At 37.3% G+C, this 23,984-nt stretch carries 21 protein-coding genes; 11 read left to right on the top strand and 10 right to left on the bottom strand.

What is annotated here, in order from left to right:
* Window position 1 precedes the first annotated feature (1 nt).
* Window positions 2–2,461, top strand: coding sequence for an ABC transporter permease (locus tag J582_RS09140; RefSeq protein ID WP_032047778.1), 2,460 nt, complete (start codon window positions 2–4; stop codon window positions 2,459–2,461).
* 1 nt (window position 2,462) lies between these two features.
* Here the strand turns inward: J582_RS09140 and J582_RS09135 are convergent, their stop codons facing one another.
* Complete coding sequence (locus J582_RS09135) at window positions 2,463–3,272, bottom strand: rhomboid family intramembrane serine protease (protein ID WP_004710072.1); 810 nt, start codon at window positions 3,270–3,272, stop codon at window positions 2,463–2,465.
* 76 nt (window positions 3,273–3,348) lie between these two features.
* Between J582_RS09135 and mtgA the strand changes: the two genes are divergently transcribed.
* The 3 genes from mtgA (at window position 3,349) to J582_RS09120 (ending at window position 7,037) form a co-directional block, all read left to right on the top strand.
* Window positions 3,349–4,026, top strand: a complete 678-nt coding sequence (gene mtgA, locus J582_RS09130) for a monofunctional biosynthetic peptidoglycan transglycosylase (protein WP_004710069.1) — start codon at window positions 3,349–3,351, stop codon at window positions 4,024–4,026.
* A gap of 104 nt (window positions 4,027–4,130) precedes the next feature.
* A complete protein-coding gene (gene ppk1 / locus J582_RS09125; protein WP_004710068.1) occupies window positions 4,131–6,209 on the top strand; it encodes a polyphosphate kinase 1 in 2,079 nt (692 codons plus the stop codon).
* A 237-nt stretch (window positions 6,210–6,446) separates the two neighbouring features.
* A complete protein-coding gene (locus J582_RS09120; protein ID WP_031997335.1) occupies window positions 6,447–7,037 on the top strand; it encodes an SPOR domain-containing protein in 591 nt (196 codons plus the stop codon).
* A gap of 31 nt (window positions 7,038–7,068) precedes the next feature.
* On the opposite strand, the gene oxyR is transcribed toward J582_RS09120, so the two are convergent.
* The 4 genes from oxyR to rubA form a co-directional block, all read right to left on the bottom strand.
* Entirely contained in the window at window positions 7,069–7,977 is a 909-nt protein-coding gene (gene oxyR, locus J582_RS09115) for a LysR family transcriptional regulator OxyR (protein WP_002054474.1), read from the bottom strand.
* Window positions 7,978–7,983: 6 nt separating this feature from the next.
* Window positions 7,984–8,928 carry an esterase EstB gene (estB, locus tag J582_RS09110; protein WP_002054414.1) on the bottom strand — a complete coding sequence of 315 codons (945 nt, stop codon included), beginning with the start codon at window positions 8,926–8,928 and terminating at the stop codon, window positions 7,984–7,986.
* A gap of 53 nt (window positions 8,929–8,981) precedes the next feature.
* Complete coding sequence (gene rubB / locus J582_RS09105) at window positions 8,982–10,163, bottom strand: rubredoxin reductase RubB (RefSeq protein ID WP_004888226.1); 1,182 nt, start codon at window positions 10,161–10,163, stop codon at window positions 8,982–8,984.
* Between the two features lie 92 nt (window positions 10,164–10,255).
* Window positions 10,256–10,420: a rubredoxin RubA gene (gene rubA, locus J582_RS09100; protein WP_000760495.1), complete on the bottom strand. Its 165-nt coding sequence runs from the start codon at window positions 10,418–10,420 to the stop codon at window positions 10,256–10,258.
* A gap of 442 nt (window positions 10,421–10,862) precedes the next feature.
* On the opposite strand from rubA, the gene J582_RS09095 reads away from it, so the two are divergent.
* A complete protein-coding gene (locus J582_RS09095) occupies window positions 10,863–11,303 on the top strand; it encodes an SRPBCC family protein (RefSeq protein WP_031997183.1) in 441 nt (146 codons plus the stop codon).
* A gap of 22 nt (window positions 11,304–11,325) precedes the next feature.
* On the opposite strand, the gene J582_RS09090 is transcribed toward J582_RS09095, so the two are convergent.
* Window positions 11,326–11,814, bottom strand: a complete 489-nt coding sequence (locus J582_RS09090; RefSeq protein ID WP_004710061.1) for a YqiA/YcfP family alpha/beta fold hydrolase — start codon at window positions 11,812–11,814, stop codon at window positions 11,326–11,328.
* A 257-nt stretch (window positions 11,815–12,071) separates the two neighbouring features.
* Between J582_RS09090 and lysS the strand changes: the two genes are divergently transcribed.
* The 5 genes from lysS to cysN all read left to right on the top strand — a co-directional run bounded on the left by lysS (window position 12,072) and on the right by cysN (window position 18,163).
* Entirely contained in the window at window positions 12,072–13,601 is a 1,530-nt protein-coding gene (gene lysS / locus J582_RS09085; RefSeq protein WP_031997181.1) for a lysine--tRNA ligase, read from the top strand.
* 186 nt (window positions 13,602–13,787) lie between these two features.
* Window positions 13,788–15,230: a capsule assembly Wzi family protein gene (locus tag J582_RS09080; RefSeq protein WP_031997179.1), complete on the top strand. Its 1,443-nt coding sequence runs from the start codon at window positions 13,788–13,790 to the stop codon at window positions 15,228–15,230.
* A gap of 256 nt (window positions 15,231–15,486) precedes the next feature.
* The gene (locus J582_RS25835) at window positions 15,487–15,618 is read left to right on the top strand and encodes a hypothetical protein (protein ID WP_002054314.1); all 132 of its coding nucleotides are present in this window, start codon (window positions 15,487–15,489) and stop codon (window positions 15,616–15,618) included.
* Window positions 15,611–16,519, top strand: coding sequence for a sulfate adenylyltransferase subunit CysD (cysD, locus tag J582_RS09075; protein ID WP_000140408.1), 909 nt, complete (start codon window positions 15,611–15,613; stop codon window positions 16,517–16,519). Before J582_RS25835 ends, cysD begins: the two co-directional genes overlap by 8 nt.
* 30 nt (window positions 16,520–16,549) lie before the next feature.
* Window positions 16,550–18,163 carry a sulfate adenylyltransferase subunit CysN gene (gene cysN, locus J582_RS09070; RefSeq protein WP_031997177.1) on the top strand — a complete coding sequence of 538 codons (1,614 nt, stop codon included), beginning with the start codon at window positions 16,550–16,552 and terminating at the stop codon, window positions 18,161–18,163.
* 52 nt (window positions 18,164–18,215) lie between these two features.
* On the opposite strand, the gene J582_RS09065 is transcribed toward cysN, so the two are convergent.
* A complete protein-coding gene (locus tag J582_RS09065) occupies window positions 18,216–18,764 on the bottom strand; it encodes a DUF2239 family protein (protein ID WP_031997175.1) in 549 nt (182 codons plus the stop codon).
* A gap of 222 nt (window positions 18,765–18,986) precedes the next feature.
* On the opposite strand from J582_RS09065, the gene J582_RS09060 reads away from it, so the two are divergent.
* Window positions 18,987–19,499 carry a hypothetical protein gene (locus J582_RS09060; RefSeq protein ID WP_002054476.1) on the top strand — a complete coding sequence of 171 codons (513 nt, stop codon included), beginning with the start codon at window positions 18,987–18,989 and terminating at the stop codon, window positions 19,497–19,499.
* Between the two features lie 46 nt (window positions 19,500–19,545).
* Here J582_RS09060 and J582_RS09055 read toward each other — a convergent pair whose 3' ends face one another.
* The 3 genes from J582_RS09055 to J582_RS09045 form a co-directional block, all read right to left on the bottom strand.
* Window positions 19,546–20,883, bottom strand: coding sequence for a CitMHS family transporter (locus J582_RS09055; protein WP_002054475.1), 1,338 nt, complete (start codon window positions 20,881–20,883; stop codon window positions 19,546–19,548).
* A gap of 551 nt (window positions 20,884–21,434) precedes the next feature.
* Entirely contained in the window at window positions 21,435–22,760 is a 1,326-nt protein-coding gene (locus tag J582_RS09050) for a hemolysin family protein (protein WP_002054376.1), read from the bottom strand.
* Between the two features lie 122 nt (window positions 22,761–22,882).
* Window positions 22,883–23,872 (bottom strand): LysR family transcriptional regulator, encoded by a 990-nt coding sequence (locus tag J582_RS09045; RefSeq protein ID WP_001047619.1) that lies wholly within the window; start codon window positions 23,870–23,872, stop codon window positions 22,883–22,885.
* Window positions 23,873–23,984: the final 112 nt, after the last annotated feature.

Below are 23,984 nucleotides of genomic sequence, written 5' to 3'. Positions count from 1 at the left end.
TATGCGTAATCTACTTAAGCCACTTTTGCTACAAAGCTTTCGCACTGGAGGGTTATATTTACTCATCATTGCGCTTTCACTTGCGATTAGTGCGACCACGGCTCTTAAGTTTAGTAATGACCAAGTTAAAAATGCGGTTAGCCTACAAGCCTCGCAAATGTTAGCAGCTGATTTGGTTCTATCAAATAACGAACCTCTAGACACTAAATGGCAAAAAAAGGCGGAACAGATTGGATTAAAGCAGACTCATGTGACTATGTTTAGTTCAATGGCACATACTCAAGATCAGTTTGTAATGGTCAATGTGAAAGCTATAGAACCTGCGTTTCCATTAAGAGGAAAACTTGAGATTGAGCCTAGAGCACAGAGTATTCAACCTGGTCAAGTGTGGCTAAGTCAAAGAGCAGCTGATTTACTTAAAGTTAAACTTGGCGATACGGTATCTATTGCAGATGCCCAATTTCGCTTTAGCGGCGTAATTGTGCGAGATTCAAATCAAGAACTCGTTTTTTCAGGTTTTTCGCCCACAGTTATTATTCATCAAGCCGATATTGCTAAAACCCATGCAATTCAAACTGGAAGTAGAATCGATTATAGACTGTTAATGTCTGGTCAACCTAATCAAGTACAAAACTTTAGCAAGCAATTTAAACAACAACATAAAACTGTAAATGATCAGGAAGAAACCATAGGGTTGCGTTTACGCGATGCTAGTGAATCAAATAGCAGATTATTACGACCGCTAGAAAACCTAGATACCTTTTTGCAACTTGCCAATATTTTAACGATTTTATTGTGTGGTATTGCTATTGCTTTAACAAGCCAACGTTATGTTCAGCAAAACCAAGATCATATTGCTGTAATACGTTGCTTTGGTGCTAGCAAGTTCCAAATTTTATGGGCCTATATTGGGCTACTTTGCGTAGTCAGCGTAATTTCAATTGTGATTGGTAGTCTATTAGGAATAATGATGGGCTATGGTTTACTTGAGCTCATGTTACAACTGATTCCACAACTGGAATTAAGTTTTTCTGTAGTTGGATTTTTACTTGGTCCCTTACCAATTGCCATTTTTACCAGTGTAATTGTGCTACTTGGGTTTATTTTGCCAAGCATTTGGGAATTGTTAAATACGCCACCTATTCGAGTTATTCGCGAACAGGCAAAATCCCGAAAATCATTATACTTTATGTTTTTTGCAGGCATCACCAGTCTTGTTATTTTTAGCTTAGTTTTAAGTGAAAACTTAATGCTCAGCATTATAGTTTTGGCTGCCATTATCGTTCTTTGTATTTTGCTGTACACCGTTGTTTGGGGTTTGCTTCGTAGTTTAAAAAAGATGAAAACTCGTTTGGCTTTTTATATTCGTTCACCATCGCAAAGTGCCTTACAAATTACTGCTTTGGCTTTAGGGTTAAGTCTTATTACAGTGTTAAGCGTGCTCAGAACAGATTTACTAGAACGCTGGCAACAGCAGTTACCTGAGGGTACACCAAACCAGTTTGTATACGGGTTGCCTCCATTTGATTTAAAAGCTTTTGAGCAACAATTAAAACAAAATGGTTGGCAAAGCACACCGTTATATCCCAATGTTCGGGGGCGATTACTCGCAAAGAATGATATTCCTTTTTCTGAAGATGCGATCAAGCAAAATAATTCTTTAAGACGTGAATTAAATTTAACTCAGTCAAGTACATTACTAAATGACAATGTCATTACAAAGGGGCAGGCCACTTTTAATGCTGTAGGGCAAGTTTCGGTCGAGGCAAAAACTGCTGAAAGTCTAGGTATCCAGCTTGGCGATAAGCTTACTTTTAGCCTGCCCGACGGTACTTTACAGGCTAAAGTTGTGAATTTTAGAAATGTTGAATGGGAAAGTTTTAGCCCAAACTTCTTCTTTATATTTTCACCTAAAACTTTAGATGAAAATGCTGGTAGTTACTTGGGCAGTTTTTATGTGCCAAAACAAGATCAACCTAAAATGATCCATATGATTCAGCAATTTTCAAATACGGTTTTTATTGATGTTGACCGTATTTTGGATGAAGTAAAGCGCTTAATGAATGTCTTGGTTAAAATTGTGACTGTGCTTGCAGCTTTAGTTGGCTTCTCTGGAATACTCGTTTTAATTGCTTGTTTAAATCTATTAATGGATGAACGCCGTCGGGAAGTGGCTTTGTTACGTTCATTTGGTTTGTCTAAAAATAAAATGAAGCAAATGCTCAGTTTAGAAATTGGTTTTTTAGGGCTGTTAGCAGGCATTGTTGCCTGCTGTTTTGCCGAGGTAATTAGTGCAATTGCAAGTTATAAAATGAAGATGGCTTTACAGGGGCATATTGAAATATGGTTAATTTTACCGCTTGCCATGATGTTACTTTGTGCTCTTATTGGTCGATATAGACTAGGTTATCTTTGTAATTTACCGCCACTACAAAGTTTAAGAGAGTTGAACCAGATTTAAGTTAGGGCAGTATTTCTGGATTCTGAATTAAAACTTCATGCCAAAGTGGAAGTAATGGTGAGTTAAGCTGATTACAGTAAATATAGAAACCGACAGTCATGAAAAGTCCTCCCACTAACCCTAAGAATTTTAGGAGGCTTTTAAATTGAGTGCGGTAGCTTAAATACCAAATGAGTGCGAGTAAGGCACCCATAATCATACCGCCGACATGTGCAGCATTATTAATACCTGTGGCAACTAGACCAAATATAAGGTTAATGGCCATAATCATTAATAATGCTTTTTTATCAAGTATATAGGCTTGATGTGGCAAGGGTGGAAATAAAGAAAGAACGGTCAACGCTGCACCTAATCCCATCACAGCACCCGATGCACCTGCACTTACGTGAGGAAGTAAGCTTTGATCAAAATGTTGTAGTAATTCATGTCCATTTTGAATATTGATATAACTACTCAAAAGACTACCAAACAAACCTGCAAGTAAATATAGACCAATAAAATATAAGCGACCAAATAAAGCTTCAGCGACATTACCAAAAATATATAGGGCCCACATGTTGAGCATAAGATGAATAATACCAAAGTGAAAAAACATGCTGGTAAATAAACGTTCTGGCTGTCCAGAGAAAGTAAGTGGTGTAAAATCTGCTCCCCAGCGAAGTGCATCTTTTATAGCTGGGTCACTTATGTCCACCCCAGATACAATTTGCCAGATGAACAAACCTACATTGATCGAGATCAGTAGGGCGGTCAGCCACCAAGCTTGTACATTGAGTTTACGATTAATGTGCGGAGGCTGAGTTTGAGTCATGCTATGCTTTTGTTATATATGAACATGCTTTACAGCTTAACATGAAAAAAGTTGAATACAGGAGATCAAGACGAACATGAAAGCTTTTATTGTTCGCGTGTTGTTAATTTTTATTGGGGCAATTCTCCTTATTCAGCTTTGGATCTTTTCAAGTTTGGTTTGGTGGCGTACACATGAAGTTGATACCACCATGTTTATGCGAATTGATTATTGGTCAGATACATCTCGGCCGATTGTTCATGAATGGCTCGACTATGATGATATTAGCGACAATTTCAAACATGCGATTTTGGCAGGCGAAGATGCAAAATTTATTCATCATCATGGCTTTGACTGGGATGGTATCCGTTTTGCTCTAGAGCGTAATAATGAAGAAGGTGAAGTTGTCGCAGGTGGTTCTACCGTGTCTCAACAACTTGCAAAGAACTTGTTCTTATATAATCAGCGCTCATTTATTCGTAAAGGCCAAGAAACGATAGCAACGTGGATGATGGAGCGCATGTGGTCAAAACGCCGAATTCTTGAGGTGTATATGAACTCGGTTGAATTTGGTAAACATTTATATGGGGTTGAAGCAGCTGCTCAATATTATTATGGTAAAAGTGCTAAAAGCTTAACACGCGAACAAGCAGCTTTTTTAGCAGCCTTATTGCCTGATCCGAAATATTATCAAGATCACCGCAATGATCGTAAACTACAATATCGAAAACGCGTAATTTTACGTTATATGAATAGCACCCCAATTCCTGAATAACACTGTCTTAAAGATGTGTTATTTTTTTAATTTTTATAAAATTGACATAATTTTGCAGCATACTGTTTTGCAGAGATTTTGGTTGGAAAGAGATAGATTTAGACATGAATACAGCGATTACAGCAACGACCCCAACAGAATATAGTTATAACGACCGTTATATTAATCGTGAGTTGTCTATTCTTGACTTTCATTTGCGTGTATTGGAACAGGCAGTCGACCCTTTACATCCTCTATTAGAGCGAATGAATTTCTTACTGATTTTTTCGCGTAATTTAGATGAGTTTTTTGAAATTCGTGTGGCGGGAGTCATGGAGCAATATGCTCTAGGTAATGAAAGTCGAAGTCCAGATGGCTTAACACCAAGACAAGTCTTACAAAAAATCTCTGAAACTGCTCATGCTGCAATTGAACGTCAATATCGTATTTTAAACGAAGAAATTTTACCTAAACTTCGTGAGGAAGATATTTGCTTCTTGCGTCGTGGGGAGTTAACACCAGCTCAATCGGCGTGGGTGAAAAAGTATTTTCAGGAACAGGTCGCACCTGTGTTGACACCAATTAGCTTAGATCCAGCCCATCCATTTCCACGCTTAGTCAATAAAAGCTTAAACTTTATTGTGACCTTAGAAGGTAAAGATGCGTTTGGCCGTCAAATTGATTTAGCTGTTGTACCAGCGCCGCGTTCATTGCCACGTGTTGTACGATTACCAGACGAACTAACGGGTGGCAAAGAGCATCATGTTATGCTGTCCGCAATTATTCATGAACACGTATCAGACTTGTTCCCTGGCATGACTGCAACTGGATGCTATCAATTCCGCGTAACTCGTAATGCGGACTTGGCGCTTAATGAAGACGTTGAAGATTTAGCTAAAGCTTTAAAAGGTGAATTAAGTTCACGTCGATTTGGTCGTGCAGTTCGTTTGGAAGTAACTCACAACTGTCCACAACATATTTATGAATATTTGCTTGAAGAATTCGACTTAAACGAAGAACAACTATACAAAGTTGATGGCCCTGTAAATCTAGCTCGTCTGGTTTCAAACTTTAAACGTCCTCATTTACGTTACGACTCACACACGCCAGTCGTACCGAAAGTGTTTAAAAAAACCGAGAGTATTTTCTCGGCTATGCAAAAGCAGGATATTTTACTGCATCATCCATTTGAGTCTTTTGCACCTGTTATTCAGTTACTTCGTGAAGCAGCACGTGACCCACAGGTGCTCGCAATTAAACAAACGCTTTACCGCAGTGGAGCGGACTCTGAAATAGTTCAAGTCTTGGCCGAAGCTGCACGTAATGGAAAAGAAGTAACAGCAGTCATTGAATTACGTGCCCGTTTTGATGAGGAATCAAATATTGAAGTGGCAAATGTACTTCAAGAAGCAGGGGCGGTAGTTGTTTACGGTATTGTGGGTTATAAAACACATGCCAAAATGATTATGGTGGTACGCCGTGAAAACAATAAACTGGTACGTTATGTTCATTTAGGAACAGGTAACTACCATGCTATGAATGCCCGTATCTATACCGATTATGGTCTCATGACGACCGATAAAGACTTGTGTGAAGATGTACACCGCATTTTCCAAGAGCTGACTGGTATGGGCAAAATGGCAAAACTGAAAAAGTTACTCCATGCTCCTTTTACTTTGCATGCTCAGCTCATCAATTTCATTGATGAAGAGATTGCCAATGCAAAGGCTGGTCGTAAAGCCCAAATTATTGTGAAAGTAAATGCATTAACTGAAGTTCAACTCATTAATAAATTATACGAAGCTTCTCAAGCTGGCGTGCAGGTAGATCTCATTATTCGTTCGATTTGTTGCTTACGTCCAGGTTTACCAAATTTATCGGAGAATATTCGGGTACGTTCAATTGTAGGACGTTTCCTTGAACATACACGTGTTTATTACTTTAGTAATAATGGTGATGCCCGCATTTATTGTTCAAGTGCTGACTGGATGGACCGTAACTTATTTAATCGTGTTGAAGCATGTTTCCCAATTGAAGATCCTGCGTTGAAAAAACGTATTTATCAGCAAGGTCTCCTTAATTATTTGCAAGATAACCAGCAAGCTTGGTTATTACAAGGGGATGGTACTTGGGTACGTGCGCAGCCTGCTGAGGGTGAAAAATTACACAATGCTCAAAGAGAATTATTAGAAACATTTAAATAAAACTTAATATTAAAAAGCCGACTTCGTGTCGGCTTTTTAATTATTTGAAATTCATAGTAATTTAATATGATTTCTTAAATGGTTGCAGGATATACGATAATAATTTGAAACACCGCAATATGTTTTAAAAATATGTGATTCTTTACATAAAACCTTGAATTTTAAAAATATACAAATTACGTGAAATCTACTTTAATACGCGGCATTAAATATACTTAACTTTGGTAAGTGAATAATATGCAAGGCTTTATTAAAAGTTTATTTATTAGAATATTTTTAGGGGTAATGCCAGTGACTGCATATGCAGATCAAAAGTGCTATGGAGATATTATTGTTTTTCATAAATATGATGATCAAATGATATATCCCTACTTTGTACAACCTTCTAAGGAAAAAAATAAGAAAAATGAAACACAAACCAAGGTAATAACGGTCCAGAAAAGAAAACCTATTCAAGATGAACTGGTAGCACAAAAGAAAGTTGAAGATACTCAATTAAAAAAAATAGATGAAAAGAAAAATCTTGAGAATAAAAAACAGCTTGATGCAGCGGTCGCTAAAGAAATTTTAGAAAATGGCGAAAAAAAATGGATGGTACAGGTAGCGTTGGCACCTAATCAAAATAAAGCAAATATGATCCAGTCACAATTGCAGGCGAAAGGATATAAGATTGTGACTAGCCCAACCACAAAAGGAATAAGGGTTATGGTAGACCCCGCTAATGATTTTGCGATTGCACAAATTATTCGAGAAAAAATAATTTCAGATGAGAGTTTAGATTTAAAATCGGCTTGGGTTTTTAAATGGGCTTCTTTAACAGCACAGTAAAAGAAAAAGGAGTCTGAAGACTCCTTTTTTTTTATTCATGTAAATTTGTTGTGATCTTCTGCATGATTTGCAGTAGTACGTCAAACTCGCTTTGCAATGGCGTACTTTTACGCGTAACGAGTGCTAGAGTACGACTTGGTGCATCTTCAATTGGTTTTGCAGTAATCTGATCATTAAACTTGATCATACTATTTTCAATTGCGATTTCTGGTAAAAGCGTAAAACCTAAATTAGAAGAAACCATTTCGACTAATGTTGGTAATGAACTTGCTTTTAAACGGTTATCGTTTTTACGTTCACCAATTGGACAAGCACTTAACACATGGTCACGTAAACAGTGGCCTTCTTCAAGCAAAATAAGGCGTGACAAATCAAGGTCATCGAGAGAGTTTGCTTGAAGTGCATTTGTATCTTGCTTACTACAAACAAGATATAAATTTTCTTTTGAAATTTCAGCTACTTTTAGACTTCTTGTGTCAAAAGGTAGGGCAAGGACGATCATGTCCAAATTACCGTGTTCTAAGCGTTCTACAATTTTCTCACTTTGAGCTTCATGTAAATGCAACTGAATCTTCGGTAATTGTTGATGCACTTCATCAAGTAACCGTGTCAGGATAAAAGGTGCAATGGTTGGAATAACACCTAAATGAAGATCACCAGTTAATGGTTCACTCATTTCACGGCTTAAACGCATTAAATCCTGAGCATCTGCTAGCAATACACGGGCTCGAGCAACGACTTGTTCACCTAATGGCGTTAAACGCACATTTTGACGGTCACGCTCAACCAGAACGCCACCTAATAGCCTTTCCAGCTCCATGATACCGCCCGATAAAGTCGATTGGGTAACAAAAGAGCGTCGTGCTGCTTCAGTAAAATGCAAAGTTTCCGACAACGTAACTAAATATGATAGCTGTCTTAGTGAGGGTAATGCAGCCATAGTGTCCTAGTATGATGATTTAAAATGATGCGCAAATAAACCGCTAAGCTGTGGAATAAAATGGGCAGGGATATCATGCCCCATTCCATCAATTAATTCAAACTTAGCACCGGAAATTGCTTTTGCTACAGCCTTACCGTGGCTTGGTGGAAGTAAGCGGTCACGCGAGCCATGTAGGACTATAGTGGGTTGCTTAATTTCACGGTCCAGTTGCAGTAAGGAACCTGTACATAATATTGCTAAAAACTGTTGAAGTACACCAGCAGGATAATAGCTACGTTGATAAAGTTTTCGTGCAGTTTGTACAGCTTCAATATGGTTAATATAACCAGGAGAACCAATCAATTGGAATAATTTTAAGCTGTGGTTAACAATCCCTTCTTCATCACGTGATTCTGGCTTGCCAATTAAGCTTAAAAGTTGTTTAGGAAACGGTGGAGGTAAAAACGGTTGGTTGTTACTTGTAAACATTAAACCTAATTTTTCTACTTTTTCCGGATATTTTGCAGCAAGTATCTGAGCAATCATGCCGCCCATTGAGGCACCGATCACATGCGCTTTACTTATGCCTAAACGGTCGAGAAGCATCGATACATCATCTGCCATATCATAGAGCGTATAAGGTGCACCTTGATTACTTAACCCTAAAGCAAAGCGCCCCATCAATTTCATGGTATTTAAACGTTTACCCTGATGACGTACTTTCGAAGAAAGGCCAATATCACGGTTATCAAAACGAATAACACGAAAACCTTGATCAATGAGCGATTTACAGAAAAAGTCCGGCCAAAATAGCATTTGGGCACCTAGACCCATAATCAGCAAAATGGTCGGATGTTCTGCTTTTCCTCCTACTTCTACATGCAATTCAATACCATTGCCTAAGTTGACTTTGGTTTCTTGCATAAAAGGAGTGTAGGGTGAAATACTAAATTGTAAGGCGCTATTCATGTTATGCATTCCTTGAAGGGAATACTCTCGAGCGAGCATTCCCAATTTAAACCTTATGCTTGGGCAGGAATAAGATCTGGAACAAGCTTAGTTAACGTTAAACGTTGCTTGCCTGCTGTTGCACCTAACAATACGAAACCACGCAATGTTCCTTCATTGTCAATTGCTTTGGCAAGCATACCATCGTCGAATTCTTCAGTTTCCCAATTTACATCGACATCAACCGGAGCCGGTAAAACTGTAAGCGGTGCAGCCGGAGTTTTTACCGCAACTGGCATAGCGGGGTAATGTACATTTGTCTGTTGACCGCTTAATGTTTTTGCTAGAGCACGCGCTTGTTGCATAATTGGCATTACATAAGGAAGCAGGGTACCGTTCACTTCTGCACAGTCACCAATTGCATAAATATCGGCTTGATTGGTTTCAAGCAAGCTATTGGTAATTACACCACGGCTAGTTTGAATATTTGCGCTTTGAGCAAGAGAAATATTCGGTTGTAAGCCAATGGCTGAAAGCACAATATCAGCGACCAAAGTCTGACCATTTGCCAATGTAACCGCGTAATCTTCACCGTTATTGATTTTACTTACTTTTTCAACAGTTGTGCCTAAAGCAAATTTAACCCCAGCTTCTTCAAGATTTTCTTGGAAAGCTGAAGCAATGTGTGAAGGTAATAAACGGCCTAATGGTTGAGGCGCTAAATCAATTACCGTTACATCATATTCGCTATGAAGTAAGTCATTGGCAAATTCACAACCAATCAAACCAGCACCCAAAATCACAACACGTTTATCTTTGCGCTGAGCTAGATTTTCACGGAAAGAACGATAATCAATAAGAGAGTTCACCACATGAATGTCATCACTGCCATCACCTGCAATTGCAAGACGAATCGGGTTAGCACCAACGGCTAAAATCAGTTTTGAATACGGTTGATTTGAAGTTACCCCATCTTTTTCCAAAACAAGCTCATGACGCTCAGCTAAAATTTCTTTTACCCATGTAAAAGGTTCAATACGCATATTGAGCTGCGCACTCATTTTTGCGGCATCACCTAAAGGAATCTGTTCCGGAGCCTTTTTACCTGCAAAAGCGTTAGATAACGTTGGTTTTGCATAGTTCACTGCATCATCCGCACAAATCATCACAAGTTCTTGCTCTGGGTTAAGCTTACGGAACTCACGTGCTAAGGTATAACCCGCCATGCCTGATCCGATAATGACGATTGGATGCATTTTTTTCTCCAGAATTAGAATTGTTCATTTAATACGGTGATTGGTGATATATAAAAAAGACCATGTAAATCATGGCCTTTTAATTTAAGACATTAGATCTCGATCATTTCAAAGTCAGCTTTTGAAACGCCACAATCAGGGCAAGTCCAATCATCAGGGATATCTTCCCATTTTGTTCCAGCTGCAATGCCGTCTTGTGGCCAACCTTCTGCTTCATCGTAAATCCATCCACAAACGATACATTGATATTTTTTCATGAGACTCTCCGCACTGATAAGTTTGCTCAAAGCTGCCTTTCAGTAAAACTATTCCATCTATTAATAATGTAACTACGATCCGTTCAATAATAACTAATGTAGCTTTGATCGGGTATCAAATTTTTACGCAGTTCTACATTTAAAGTAAAGCACATAAGGGAGTTTAATCATTCGTAAGCAAAGATGAATGGCATATCAAGACAAATAACTGGTTATTTAGGCAAAACTTCCACTTAAACGCATAATAAATCATATGTTTTTATTCACTTATTAATGTAATAAGGTTTTAAGTGATATGAAGGGTTACAAAAAGAACAAAGCATTTATATAAATAAAGCTCTTAAAAACATAAGCTGATTAATAAATAGACAGATAAATTGATGTTTATATAAAACGAGAAAGTTTATTGAACACTTGAGTAACAGAGATAAGGAAATTGAATATGGAAATTCTAGTATATGAAGTAGAAATTAATGCGCCTATAGAAAAAGTATGGGACATACTCTGGAATAGTGAAACATATAATGCATGGACAAAATTCTTTGCACCGGATTCTTCAATGAAGACGGACTGGAAAGTTGGCGGTAATACATATTTTCTAGACGGAGAAGGAAATGGAATGGTTTCAACCATTGAAGAAATGAAAAAGCCTGAAGTATTAATTTTTAAACATTTAGGAATGATTAAAGAAGGAAAAGAAGACTTAGAAAGTGAAGAGGTGAAAAGCTGGAGTGGTTCGTTAGAAAAATATTTTTTAAGCCAAAATGGGAATACTACGACTTTAAAAGTTGAATTGGCCACCTTACCTGAATATATCGGTATGTTAAAAAGTGGCTTTGTTCAAGGTTTTGAAGTTGTAAAACATAGTGCTGAAGGAAGTTAATTTATCTTATTCAGTTAATTGTTTAGGCAAAGTATTTTTTATGAATTTTAGAAATAAGATCATTGAGACGAGAAGGATAAGCAAGACGATGATGGCCTCCGTCATATGTTTCTACTGTCATATAAGGTGAAAGCTTTTCCTGTACTTGATACATATCAAGTTGTTCGTCTCCTAACTCTAAATAAGCCATTTTAGGATTGGAGTGATCAAGATCTTCATCACAAAGATGAGGATAATCGTTACGAAAACTAGGGTTAAGACTTGGGTTGGCAACAACAACAGCTAATTTATGTTGAGCAGCTGTTTTTAAAGCCCAATAGCCACCAAGGCTATGACCGACTAATAAATCTGGTTTAATCGTTTCAATTGCCTGATGATAAAAGTCCTTCACTGAGGCATAACTCAAGTTACGATAGTCAACATCAATACAAAATTTTTCAGGATGTAAAATGGCATGGAATTTTGTTGATTCACGAGAAGAATCCAAGCCATGTAAAAATAGAATTTTCATTATTTGCTACACAATCTCATAGATAAAATAAAAGGCAAAATAGGCCTTTTAAAAATCGAGGTTATTTGGATTTTTTTATATTTTACTTAAAGCTAAAAAAAATGATCTTAGCGATTGGTCTAACTAATTTTCATCATTCAAACCGCCTTTAATTTGATGGCTTTGACTTTTTTCATTTTTGTTTGATTGAAATCATTCGAAAAACCTCAGCAATCTGTTAAGCTATGCCACTTCATTTTTACTTAATCGAGGCAGAGATGACGCAACAAAACGCTCAATCGACTTCTGAACCAACTATTTCCGAAAACGATTTAATTGCACAGCGTCATGCCAAATTAAAGCAAATCCAAGATGTTGCAAAGGGTACTGGAAAGAGTCCTTGGCCAAATACATTCAAACGTGAACATTACGCTGCTGATTTACAAGAACAATTTAAAGATCAGTCGAAAGAACAAATTGAAAGCGCTGAACATGTATATGTAAAAGTCGCTGGCCGTGTCATGTTAAACCGTGGTTCTTTTATGGTGATTCAAGATATGACTGGTCGCATTCAGTTATATGTTGACCGTAAAGGTTTACCAAAAGATACGCTTGAAACTATTAAAGGTTTAGACCTAGGCGACATTATTGCTGCTGAAGGTTATATTGGTCGTTCAGGCAAAGGTGACTTGTATGTACACCTTGAAGGTTTTGAACTTCTTACAAAATCACTTCGTCCGTTACCAGATAAATTTCATGGTTTGAACGATACAGAAGTTAAATACCGTAAACGTTACCTCGACTTAATCGTGAATGAAGAAACTCGTAAGACTTTTGAAATTCGTGCCAAAGTCGTTGCAGGTATTCGCGCATTTTTAACAAATGAACGTTTCATGGAAGTTGAAACGCCAATGATGCATGTGATTCCAGGTGGTGCGTCTGCACGTCCGTTTGAAACGCATCACAATGCTCTAGATATGCCATTATTCTTACGTATTGCACCTGAGCTTTACTTAAAGCGTTTGGTTGTTGGTGGTTTTGAGCGCGTGTTTGAAATTAACCGTAACTTCCGTAATGAAGGGGTGTCAACGCGTCACAACCCTGAATTTACAATGATCGAGTTTTATCAGGCATATGCTGATTATAAAGACTTGATGGCTTTAACTGAAAACATGCTTGAAAAGCTAGCTCTTGATATTTTAGGTACGACTGATGTGCCTTACCAAGGTGAAGTGTTTAGCTTTAAAGGGCCATTCAAGAAAATCTCTATGTTCGATGCGATTTTAGAGAATAACCCTCAGTTCACACCTGAAAATGTAGGTGATCGTGAGTTCCTTGCAAAATTTGTGCGTGAAGAGCTGAAAGAAGAAGTTAAACCTGGTTTTGGTTTAGGCAAACTTCAAACGATTGTATTTGAAGAAACAGTTGAGACTAAACTTCGTCAACCTACTTTTATTACTGAATATCCAGCGGAAACTTCTCCACTCGCTCGCCGTAATGATGACAATCCACACATTACCGATCGTTTTGAATTTTTCATCGGCGGACGTGAATTGGCAAATGGCTTTAGCGAGTTAAATGATCCGATTGATCAGGCTGAACGTTTCCAAGCTCAGGTTGCGGAAAAAGATGCAGGTGATGATGAAGCAATGCATTACGATGCAGAGTTTGTTGAAGCGCTTGAATATGGTTTACCTCCAACAGCGGGTGAAGGTATTGGTATTGACCGTTTGGTTATGCTTTTTGCAGATGCGCCAAGTATTCGTGATGTAATTTTATTCCCGCATATGCGTCGTAAAGATGGTTAATTTAATCTTTAATAAAAAAGGCAGTGTAAACTGCCTTTTTTATTAACTATTTATATATAAAAAATACTTAAATTATAGAAAACTTAAGACCTCGTTAAAAAATGTAATTGCACAGTTTAACAATTGCAAATTTGCGATAAAAAAATTAATGTGTTGCTCATAAATAACTTTGAGAATTGTGCTGACATGTTTTTAAGAAAAACACTTTCAATTGCATTATTAGCTACTGCCTCATCAGCTGTTTTTGCCCAAGGTTTGGTGCTTAATAATGATGATTTACGTACAGATTTAAATTGGTTGAATCAACAAGGTGTTATTAACATCAGCACTTCTACTTGGCCTTTAAGTGGAGATGAAATTCAACGTGCACTCTCACAGGCTAAAGTAACGCATCCAGCTCAACAAAAAGTTATTAACTCAGTTCTCAATGCATTAAAAGCAGATAATGATACGGTTAAAGTGGGCGCTTTTGCTGGAACAGATATCAAAGATATTCCTCAAGCATTTGGGAATAATCATAAATCACAGTATCAAGGCTCTGTAGAGTTTAATGCTGGTGGTGAAAACTGGGATGCAAAAATCCGTGTAAACGCAGAAAAAGATCCGCAAATTGATAATGGTCATGATGCCAATGTGGAAGGTTCGTATGTCGCTGGTAAAATCTGGAACCAATGGGTTGTTGCCGGTCAAATTCCAACATGGTGGGGACCTGGGCATGATGGTAGTTTAATCCGTGGTGATGCAAGTCGTCCTGTTTATGGGGTGACAGCTCAAAGAGCTATACAAAATGCATTTGATACCAAATGGTTATCTTGGATTGGGCCTTGGCAATACCAACTATTTGCAGGTCAGTTAGATGATTATAAAGCTATTCCACATGCTAAGTTATTAGGTTTGCGTGTTACTGCAAGTCCATTACCTTACTTGGAACTAGGTGCTTCACGAACTTTACAATGGGGTGGTGAAGGGCGTTCTGAAAGTTGGAACTCATTATGGAATGCAATTAAAGGTAATGATAATGTTTATGATGCAGCTGAAGACAGATCTAATCAAATTGCTGGATTTGATGCTCGTTTAAATCTTCAATCACTTTTAAATGCCCCTGTTGGTATTTATGGTCAATATGTAGGTGAAGATGAAGCGGGGCACTTACCATCGAAGAAAATGTATTTAGCTGGTGCTGATTATTCTTCTAGCTATAAAAATATGCCTTATCAACTTTATGCTGAATGGGCAGATACACGTACTAATGGCGATGTAAAAGGAATTTCTTATAACCATTATATTTATACAGATGGTTATTACCAGCATGGTTTCCCTCTAGGGCATGCAATTGGTGGTGATGGTCAAATGTATTCTGTTGGTGGCGATATTCGATTTGACACGATGAATCGCTTAAGTGGTCGTGCAATGGTTGTTAAAGTGAATGAATCTAACTTGGCAATCAATAAAGCTTTCCCTAAAGAAGATAAAATTAAAGCGCTTGATTTAACTTGGACGCATTACATCAAACCAGATCTTCCATTAAAAATTAATGGTTGGATTAGTGACTCTGATTTAGAGGGTAATGATTCAGGTGCATCTATTGGTATTGAAATTCCGTTAGAACGTAAAATGTTTGGTTTCTAAGAATTAAATAATGCTATAGAAAGAGAGAAGCTAAAATGGCTTCTCTTTTTTTATTGTATTTAAAGAAATCTAAAGATGAGATCGTGATTTGCTTCGGTTAACGATGCGAGCTAGGATGGACATGTTATCTATGCGAATCAGTATCTTACATTTATATGATGAATTTGAATATCAATATGAAAAAACAAGCAAAAGAAAACAGTTTTAAATCACTATAATGCATAACTAATGCTATAAGCCTCATAAAGGCTTGTGGTTGGATTATTTATCACAAAAAATTGGAGTTGTTATGGCACTCGTTCCTCCACATGGTCTTCTAAGTGGTGGTTTAATACCACTTCTAGATTTTATGGGCAAAATGGATAGAGAAGGACGTGTTCATGACTGAATCAAGACTTACACATCTCAAGCAACTTGAAGCTGAAAGTATTCATATTATTCGTGAAGTTGCGGCAGAATTTGAAAACCCAGTCATGCTTTACTCAATTGGTAAAGACTCGGCTGTAATGCTCCATCTTGCATTAAAAGCATTTTATCCTGCGAAGCTTCCTTTTCCTTTATTACATGTAGACACTGGATGGAAGTTTAAAGACATGATCGCGTTTCGCGATAACATGGCAAAAACGCATGGCTTTGATTTAATTGTTCATCAGAACAAAGAAGGCCGTGAAGCAGGTATCAATCCATTTGATCATGGTAGCTCAAAATATACAGATATTATGAAAACCCAAGCTTTAAAACAGGCTCTGGACAAATATCAATTTGATGCTGCTTTTGGTGGTGCGCGCCGTGATGAAGAAAAATCACGTGCGAAAGAGCGTGTGTATTCATTCCGTGATAGTAAGCACCGTTGGGATCCTAAAAACCAACGTCCTGAACTTTGGAATCTTTACAATGGTAAAGTGAACAAAGGCGAAAGTATTCGTGTATTCCCATTATCAAACTGGACTGAGTTAGATATTTGGCAATATATCTATTTAGAAAATATTCAAATTGTTCCTCTTTATTTCTCTGCTGTTCGTCCTGTGGTTGAGCGTAGTGGTACGCTCATTATGGTGGATGATGAACGCATGCGTTTAAAAGAGGGTGAAGTTCCGCAAATGAAGTCTGTACGTTTCCGTACGCTAGGCTGTTATCCATTAACAGGTGCAGTCGAGTCTGAAGCTGATACATTGCCAGAAATTATTCAGGAAATGTTATTGGCAACAAGTTCTGAGCGTCAAGGTCGTATGATTGACCATGATGAAGCAGGCTCAATGGAAAAGAAAAAGCAAGAAGGCTATTTCTAAGACAGTTTCTAAATTTGTGGAGTTTGAGCAATGTCTCATCAATCAGACTTAATCAGCCAAGACATTCTGGCTTATTTAAAACAACATGAACAAAAAGACCTTTTACGCTTTTTGACTTGCGGTAATGTAGATGATGGTAAAAGTACCTTAATTGGCCGTTTACTTTACGATTCAAAATTGATTTATGAAGATCAATTGCAAGCTGTAACACGTGACAGTAAGAAAGTGGGTACAACAGGTGATGCACCGGACTTGGCATTACTTGTAGATGGTTTGCAGGCCGAGCGTGAGCAGGGTATTACCATTGATGTAGCTTATCGCTATTTCTCGACTGAAAAGCGTAAATTTATTATTGCTGATACACCGGGACATGAACAATATACCCGTAACATGGCAACTGGTGCATCGACTGCTGATCTTGCAATCATTTTGATTGATGCACGTTATGGTGTACAAACACAAACTCGTCGCCATACATTTATTGCAAGTTTGCTTGGTATTAAGAATATTGTAGTTGCCATTAACAAAATGGACTTGGTTGAATATTCACCTGAGCGCTTTAATGAAATTCAGATTGAATATGATGCATTCGTGAGCCAGTTAGGTAACCGTCGCCCAGCCAATATTTTATTTGTTCCAATTTCTGCTTTGAATGGCGATAACGTTGTAAATCCATCGGCTCATACTCCTTGGTATAAAGGCCAGACTTTGATGAGTATTCTTGAGTCTGTGGAAATTAGCCGTGAGTCAAATAAACATGAATTCCGTTTCCCAGTTCAATATGTGAACCGTCCTAACCTCGATTTCCGTGGCTTTGCGGGTACAGTTGCATTAGGTGAAATTAAAGTTGGTGATGAAATTGTAGCGTTACCTTCTGGTAAACGTTCTACAGTTAAAGAAATTGTTACTTTTGACGGTAACCTTGAGCAGGCAGTTGCAGGTCAGGCAGTTACATTAACGTTAAACGACGAAATTGATATTAGCCGCGGAAACGTGCTGGTACGTGCAGGTGAGCAACCATTAATTTCACGTAGCGTTCGTGCTTCTGTAGTATGGATGAATGAGCATCCACTTGTAAAAGGTAAGTTGTACAATATTAAGATTGGTACACAAACCGTTCCAGCAAAAGTGACGAACATACACTACCGTGTAAATGTGAATACACTTGAGCATACTCAGGTCGAAGAGCTTGAGTTAAATGCGATTGCAGATGTTGTGGTTGAGTTTGATGCTCCAGTCGTGTTTGACCGTTATCAAGATTCGCGTTACACAGGTTCATTTATATTTATTGACCGTTTAAGTAACGTGACTGTTGGCGCGGGCATGGTAGAGGCGGCTGTAGAATGGACTGCTCATAGCAATGCTGTTACTGCCGAAGACCGTGCTGCTCGTTTGGGTCAAAAACCTGCCGCTATTGGTGTTTCTGCACAATTAATTGAAAAAGCTCAAGTCTTAGAAAGTTTGCTGATTCAGCAAGGTGTAGTTGCTATTGCAAAAGCAAGCTTAACAGCTGAGCAATTGGTTCTATTACGCGAGACGGGCGTTGTAATTATCACAACTTCTGTGGAAGGTATAGATACAGAGATAACTGCTGAAACTGTAGAAGAAGCAGCAGAAAAAATCGTGGAATTGGTTCGTCTTTAATAGATTGAAAATGAGTTCTAAAAAACCCGCGTAAGCGGGTTTTTTATTGAGTTTAGAAAATATTTTGAGTTTTTAAAGTTAAATATTCTCTTAAATCTTTAGGATAGTTCTGAATCATCTTTAAAAATGTATTTCGATCACCTTGATATAAGGCACGTGTTGCTTCCTCATAATTTGGCATATTACCTAACATAGCAGACATAAAACGATCGATGGCTTGTTTGGCGAGCATAATATTGCCTTCAGAATTTGGGTTATTTAACTCTTTATCAATTAACTTGCGAATCACTGCTGATGCACTTGCACTTTGTTGATCTAACCAATCCCAATGTTTTTTCTGTAAAGTGATTTCACGCGAAATTACGCCAAGTTTAGGTCGTCCAACTTTTTTAATTTCTTCCGGCTCAGCATAACGTTGTTGAAATTCTTGTTCCGAACCAGAAAGGTCAAGATCAATTTGTTGACCTGTTTGATCATTAAAAATCAGAATATTTTCCGTTGTTTTCGGAAGTTCTTTGAGTTTTTTTGCAAGTTCAACAAGGGAGTCACTCGCAATAAACGTGCTTCCAGTGAAAGCAGTATAGGTGATTTTAGTATTCATTTTAGCCGTATATTTTTATCAGGGTAAAATAATATTATCAGGGTAAAATTAATTTGGCAAATAGTAAAATTCATAACCAAAGAATTATCAGGTTTTATGAATGTAGTCTCTTAGATTAGGACTATAAAAATAGTCAAGATAATCGACCATTTAAAATTTTGTTCTGCTTTAATATTGCTTTTATGAGAGAATATGTCTTTAGTTGTATGTATAAGGACTCCTATGTTTGAGCAATCTCCTGAATCTTTAAGCGATATCGAAATTTTAGACATTTTACAGTCGATGAAAAAAGATAAGCTAGATACGGAAGCACATGAGATCATCCGTAGCGGGGGGAAAGCAGGACGTCAGGAAGCGCATAAACAGGCTTTGGTAGCACTAAATACAAATTTTGAAGAGAAATTTGTAGAGGCAGTTACTCTTGCACTAGGTTTAAATGCAGCTCAAGCTAAAAAAATTCGCTATAAAAAAGATCGAATTCGTATTTTAAAAGCGCGTGGTATTGATTATTTAGCTATTGATGGGGCAGAAACAGCGCAAGTTTTGGCACAAATTTCACAAGCAATTGTTCGTGAAGATGGCATAGTTACCCATGACTTACATGATATCTTCCCATTTTGGAAAGAAGGTTGGCCAATGGTGCAATTTGATAATGCCTATAAAATTTTAGAAGAAGATATTACTTTGCACTTTCATGCGTTCTTAGATGCCATGATTGAGTATGTGAATAAATAAAAAAAAGCCCCAATTGGGGCTTTTATTTTTTTATAGCAGAATATGCTTAGATTGCACTAAAAAGTGGGAAAACACCAATCACTAAAGCTGTACCCATTAACACCATACAAGTAATAAATGCCCATTTAAAAGTGAACTTTTGATGATCTGCAAAATCGACTTTAGCAAGACCACATAACAAGTAAGTTGATGGAACAAGAGGTGATAATAAGTGTACAGGTTGACCTACAATTGAAGCACGAGCAATCGCTTCTGGACTAATACCATAATGTGAAGCAGCTTCGGCAAGAATAGGCAATACACCATAGAAGAATGCATCGTTTGACATAAAGAACGTCAAAGGCATGCTTACCAATGCTGTAATTGGAGCCAGATAAGGTCCCATGCTTGCAGGGATCATTGCGACAAATTCTTTAGACATCGCTTCAACCATGCCTGTGCCAGATAAAATACCTGTAAAAATACCTGCCGCAAAAATTAAACCGACAACAGCCAAGATACTATCTGCATGCATAGCGATACGTTTCTTCTGCATATCAACATCTGGATAGTTAATAAGCATCGCAATACAGAACGCCAGCATGAATAGCACTGACATTGGTAAAATACCTTTGATCAACGCAATCATAAGAATAATGGTGAGTACCATATTTACTTTACGTAAATGTGGACGAGTCGCTTCCGGATCTTTTGAAACGGTAATGTTGTCACCATGGTGACTTTCAAGCTCAATTACCCCTAGACGTTTTTGCTCATAACGACCATATAAATATGCCAAGAAGAATAACCAGCCAATACTAATCACCATTGGAATGATCATTGGTACAAAAATATGGCTTGGGTCGACTTGAAGCGCACTCGCTGCACGAGCAGTAGGGCCTCCCCATGGTGTTAAATTCATGACACCACTACATAACAACATAAGTGCTGTCATGATAAGTGTATTCATACCTAGGCGTTGATAGAGAGGAAGCATTGCTGCAACACATATCATATATGTGGTCGAGCCATCACCATCAAGAGAAACCAATGTAGTTAAAAAAACTGTCCCTAATGTAATTTTTAGAGGGTCACCTTTAACTTTTTTCAAAATCCATTTAACCGGAGGATCGAAAAGACCTGCATCGATCATTAAGGCGAAATATAAAATCGCGAATAATAGCATTACGCCAGTAGGCGCAAGTTTTTTGATGCCTTCTAGCATCATTTCGCTAAGACCCTTGAGCTCAATATGACTTAAGCTTTCAAAATAATGACCAAGGCCCCAGGCGATAAGAGAAAAAATAAATGGGATAAGAATTAAAGCAATAATAGGGCTTAAACGTTTGGACATGATTAAATACATGAAGCATAAAATCATGCCAACACCAAGTAATGTCAGCATACAATCAATCCTTTGCCTTTAGTTTTACTGAACAAGTTTATTCAAAACTCTGACTTTGATTATTCTTATGAATTTTTATTAAAAAGACAAATAATATATTTAGTTTATTTGGTTAATATATATTCATTTGGAAAGGTATATTCTAGGAAAATACTGAATATATATATTATTGGTATAGTCTATTTATAATATATAGTAGTTATTATTAGAGCATATAAAACCTTTATCATATTCGGAATTATCATATATTTTTAACAATTATATTTGTTTTTGAATGCTGAAATGAGAAGTATACCCATTTACATTGCTTGCTATAGCTACGTTACATAAGTAAGAGGAAGCTGTAAATGCTTTATGTGCAAATTTTTATTTCTATTTAATTAAAAATTTTTATTTTAATTAAAGAGTTAATTTATATATTTAAAAATATGATTAAGATAATAAATTAAACTTTTAAAATGACAATATCTTAAAATAAGTATGAGTTTAAAAATTATTTTATTAAAAAAATATCCCGCTTTAATTAGCAGGATATTTTGCACCAAAATAAATCAATTTTCATCTGGTGTTGAGGGGAGGTCAGATTTTTCTAATACACGTGTTACCAGTAACTGATCAATTTTAAAATGGTCCACATCGACAACTTCGAATTTATAACCACCGAATTCAACAAAATCTGCGGGGCGAGGAATTTTGCGTAAACGGTACATCATAAATCCGGCTAATGTTTCATAATTTTCTTCATCAGGCATTTCATCAATTTCTAGAGCATGTCTTAGGTCATCAATTGGTGTACTTCCATCAATTAACCAAGAATTATTATCACGTTTAATAATTTGCTGCTCTTCTTCAATTGGGGTAACCCAATCGCCCATAACGGTAATCATAATATCGCTTAAGGTAATAACACCGACCACAAGCGCGTATTCGTTAATTACAACGGCAAATTTTTCTTTTGTTGAGCGGAAGCGATCAAGTAATTCAGAAAGTGTTAAAGTGTCAGGAATAATGAGAACATTACGTATAGTTGATTCATTTAACTGTGTAGGCGATTGATTATTTAAAATACGAACTAAAAAATCTTTGGCATCTACATAACCAATAACCTGATCAATATTTTCATTACAAACCAAAAATTTAGAATAAGGATATTCCGCTAGTTTTTGTCGAATGCTGTCTTCATGTTCATTTAAAGTAAAATACACAACATTTTCACGCGTTGTCATACTTGACGGCACTGTGCGTTCTTCAAGCTCAAATACATTTTCAATAAAATGATGTTCTTGTTTTTGCAGTACGCCTGCTTGGGCACCAGCATCCATAACTGCTGAAATATCATCAAAAGTTATATTGTCTTCACGTGTTGTATTTACTTTAAATAAGCGAAATAACAAATTTGCGATTGCGTTGATACCCCATGCTAATGGCTTACAGATTTTAATAAAAATCTGAATAGGATTAATCACGCTAATTGCGATTTTTTCAGGTGCAATCATTGCCAATCGTTTTGGCATGAGATCGGCAAATAAAATAAATAAAGAAGTTACCAAGGTGAAAGATAGGGCAAAACCAATGGTTTGCGTCCACGGACCTTGGTAAAAGCGGTCAACTAAGTTGACAAAGAAAGGACGAAATGCAGCTTCACCCAAGATACCGCCTAAGATTGCGACAGCATTTAGGCCAATTTGGGATGCTGCAAAAAAGTCTGCAGATTGTTCTTGTAAATCAAGTACCTGTTGAGCACGTTCTTCGCCAGCTTCGGCCAAAATTTTTAACTTTACTTTTCTGGCACCAGCTAGAGCAATTTCAGTTAAAGATAAAAAGCCTGCTGCGATGATGAGCAGTACGATGATAATGATATTTTGAAAGAGACTCACAAATCACCCGAGGATCATCATTATTATGACTATGTTTTAACACAAAAAAGCGCTGAGGTAATCAGATTGATTGCTCAGCGCTTAAGATAATGTTTGAAAGAGACAATTAAATTAAAATTTATTTAATAGTGGGAAAATTGTGAATTATTGGTTAGGAATTCACGATTTTCCTCTTCGATCATTTGGCGAGCAACGAATAAGATAAGTTGGCGTAACCAGCGATGAGCTGGATGATGATGTAATAATGGACACCATGCCATCTTGAGTTCGAACTCAGGAATATAAAACGGTGGATCCTTAATGACTAATTTTGGATTTTGTGCTTGCAAACGAGCCATTCGAGTTGGAAGCGTTGCAATCAAATCAACATTTTGAGCAAGTAATGCTGGCATTTGATAGTGGCGCGTAAACACAGAAATTTTACGACGTTGACCAATACGTTCTAATGCCTGATCAATCCAGCCTAGGCCACCTTGTTTGTCAGGGTTTACCCCAAAACCTACACCCATACCAGTTTTAGATACCCAAATATGTTGAGCATCTAAATAGCTTTTTAAGTTTAAATGAGTAACAGCAGGGTGTTTGTCATTTAAAATACAGCTAAAGCTATCACGCCAAACTAAAACTTGGTGGAAGCTTTGTGGAATTTCATTGAAGCGATTAATTGCTAGATCAACTTTACCTTGCTCCATGTCTCTATATGACACGTCACTTGGAGTGAGAAAATCGAGTACAACGTTGGGTGCTTCAGAGCGTAGAGCTTTAACAAGACGAGGAACTAGGGTTGCTTCTGCATAGTCAGAAGTCATAATACGGAAAACGCGATTACTGGTATAAGGGCGAAATTCGGTACGCGGTTCCAAAATCATGGAAAGATCAGAAAGGGCATCGCGAATACGTGGTTGTAATTCAAGCGCACGTTCTGTCGGCGTCATCCCTTCAGATGAACGGATCAGGAGAGGGTCATTAAATAAATTACGCAAACGGCGTAAAATATTACTCATGGCAGGTTGAGTAACACCAAGTTGTTCGGCTGCGCGAGTAACATTTTTTTCACGAAGAAGAACATCAAGATATATTAATAGATTAAGATCTACCCGCTCCAAATTCATAAAAAAAATACCGAAAATAAAACCCTAAAATTGTTTCAAATTATGCCATATTTAAAGAACATTGTGTGAAAAAATGATGAGAAAAACGACATTTTTTGTTGAAATTAAGTAT

Source organism: Acinetobacter sp. 1566109, from assembly GCF_000582255.1.
GTDB classification, from domain to species: domain Bacteria; phylum Pseudomonadota; class Gammaproteobacteria; order Pseudomonadales; family Moraxellaceae; genus Acinetobacter; species Acinetobacter nosocomialis.
Note: the sequence above shows the minus strand (reverse complement) of the source record. Positions and strands in the feature narration are given on the sequence as shown.

Excerpts from the sequence above, each read along its gene's own strand:
- rubA (WP_000760495.1), bottom strand. The coding sequence starts at position 10,420 with ATGAAAAAATATCAATGTATCGTTTGTGGATGGATTTACGATGAAGCA.
- lysS (WP_031997181.1), top strand. The coding sequence starts at position 12,072 with ATGACGCAACAAAACGCTCAATCGACTTCTGAACCAACTATTTCCGAA.
- estB (WP_002054414.1), bottom strand. The coding sequence starts at position 8,928 with ATGAATAGCGCCTTACAATTTAGTATTTCACCCTACACTCCTTTTATG.
- J582_RS09090 (WP_004710061.1), bottom strand. The coding sequence starts at position 11,814 with ATGAAAATTCTATTTTTACATGGCTTGGATTCTTCTCGTGAATCAACA.
- oxyR (WP_002054474.1), bottom strand. The coding sequence starts at position 7,977 with ATGGCTGCATTACCCTCACTAAGACAGCTATCATATTTAGTTACGTTG.
- ppk1 (WP_004710068.1), top strand. The coding sequence starts at position 4,131 with ATGAATACAGCGATTACAGCAACGACCCCAACAGAATATAGTTATAAC.
- J582_RS09135 (WP_004710072.1), bottom strand. The coding sequence starts at position 3,272 with ATGACTCAAACTCAGCCTCCGCACATTAATCGTAAACTCAATGTACAA.
- J582_RS09080 (WP_031997179.1), top strand. The coding sequence starts at position 13,788 with ATGTTTTTAAGAAAAACACTTTCAATTGCATTATTAGCTACTGCCTCA.
- J582_RS09120 (WP_031997335.1), top strand. The coding sequence starts at position 6,447 with ATGCAAGGCTTTATTAAAAGTTTATTTATTAGAATATTTTTAGGGGTA.
- J582_RS09065 (WP_031997175.1), bottom strand. The coding sequence starts at position 18,764 with ATGAATACTAAAATCACCTATACTGCTTTCACTGGAAGCACGTTTATT.
- cysD (WP_000140408.1), top strand. The coding sequence starts at position 15,611 with ATGACTGAATCAAGACTTACACATCTCAAGCAACTTGAAGCTGAAAGT.
- J582_RS09095 (WP_031997183.1), top strand. The coding sequence starts at position 10,863 with ATGGAAATTCTAGTATATGAAGTAGAAATTAATGCGCCTATAGAAAAA.
- J582_RS09055 (WP_002054475.1), bottom strand. The coding sequence starts at position 20,883 with ATGCTGACATTACTTGGTGTTGGCATGATTTTATGCTTCATGTATTTA.
- rubB (WP_004888226.1), bottom strand. The coding sequence starts at position 10,163 with ATGCATCCAATCGTCATTATCGGATCAGGCATGGCGGGTTATACCTTA.
- J582_RS09140 (WP_032047778.1), top strand. The coding sequence starts at position 2 with ATGCGTAATCTACTTAAGCCACTTTTGCTACAAAGCTTTCGCACTGGA.
- mtgA (WP_004710069.1), top strand. The coding sequence starts at position 3,349 with ATGAAAGCTTTTATTGTTCGCGTGTTGTTAATTTTTATTGGGGCAATT.
- cysN (WP_031997177.1), top strand. The coding sequence starts at position 16,550 with ATGTCTCATCAATCAGACTTAATCAGCCAAGACATTCTGGCTTATTTA.
- J582_RS09045 (WP_001047619.1), bottom strand. The coding sequence starts at position 23,872 with ATGAATTTGGAGCGGGTAGATCTTAATCTATTAATATATCTTGATGTT.
- J582_RS09060 (WP_002054476.1), top strand. The coding sequence starts at position 18,987 with ATGTTTGAGCAATCTCCTGAATCTTTAAGCGATATCGAAATTTTAGAC.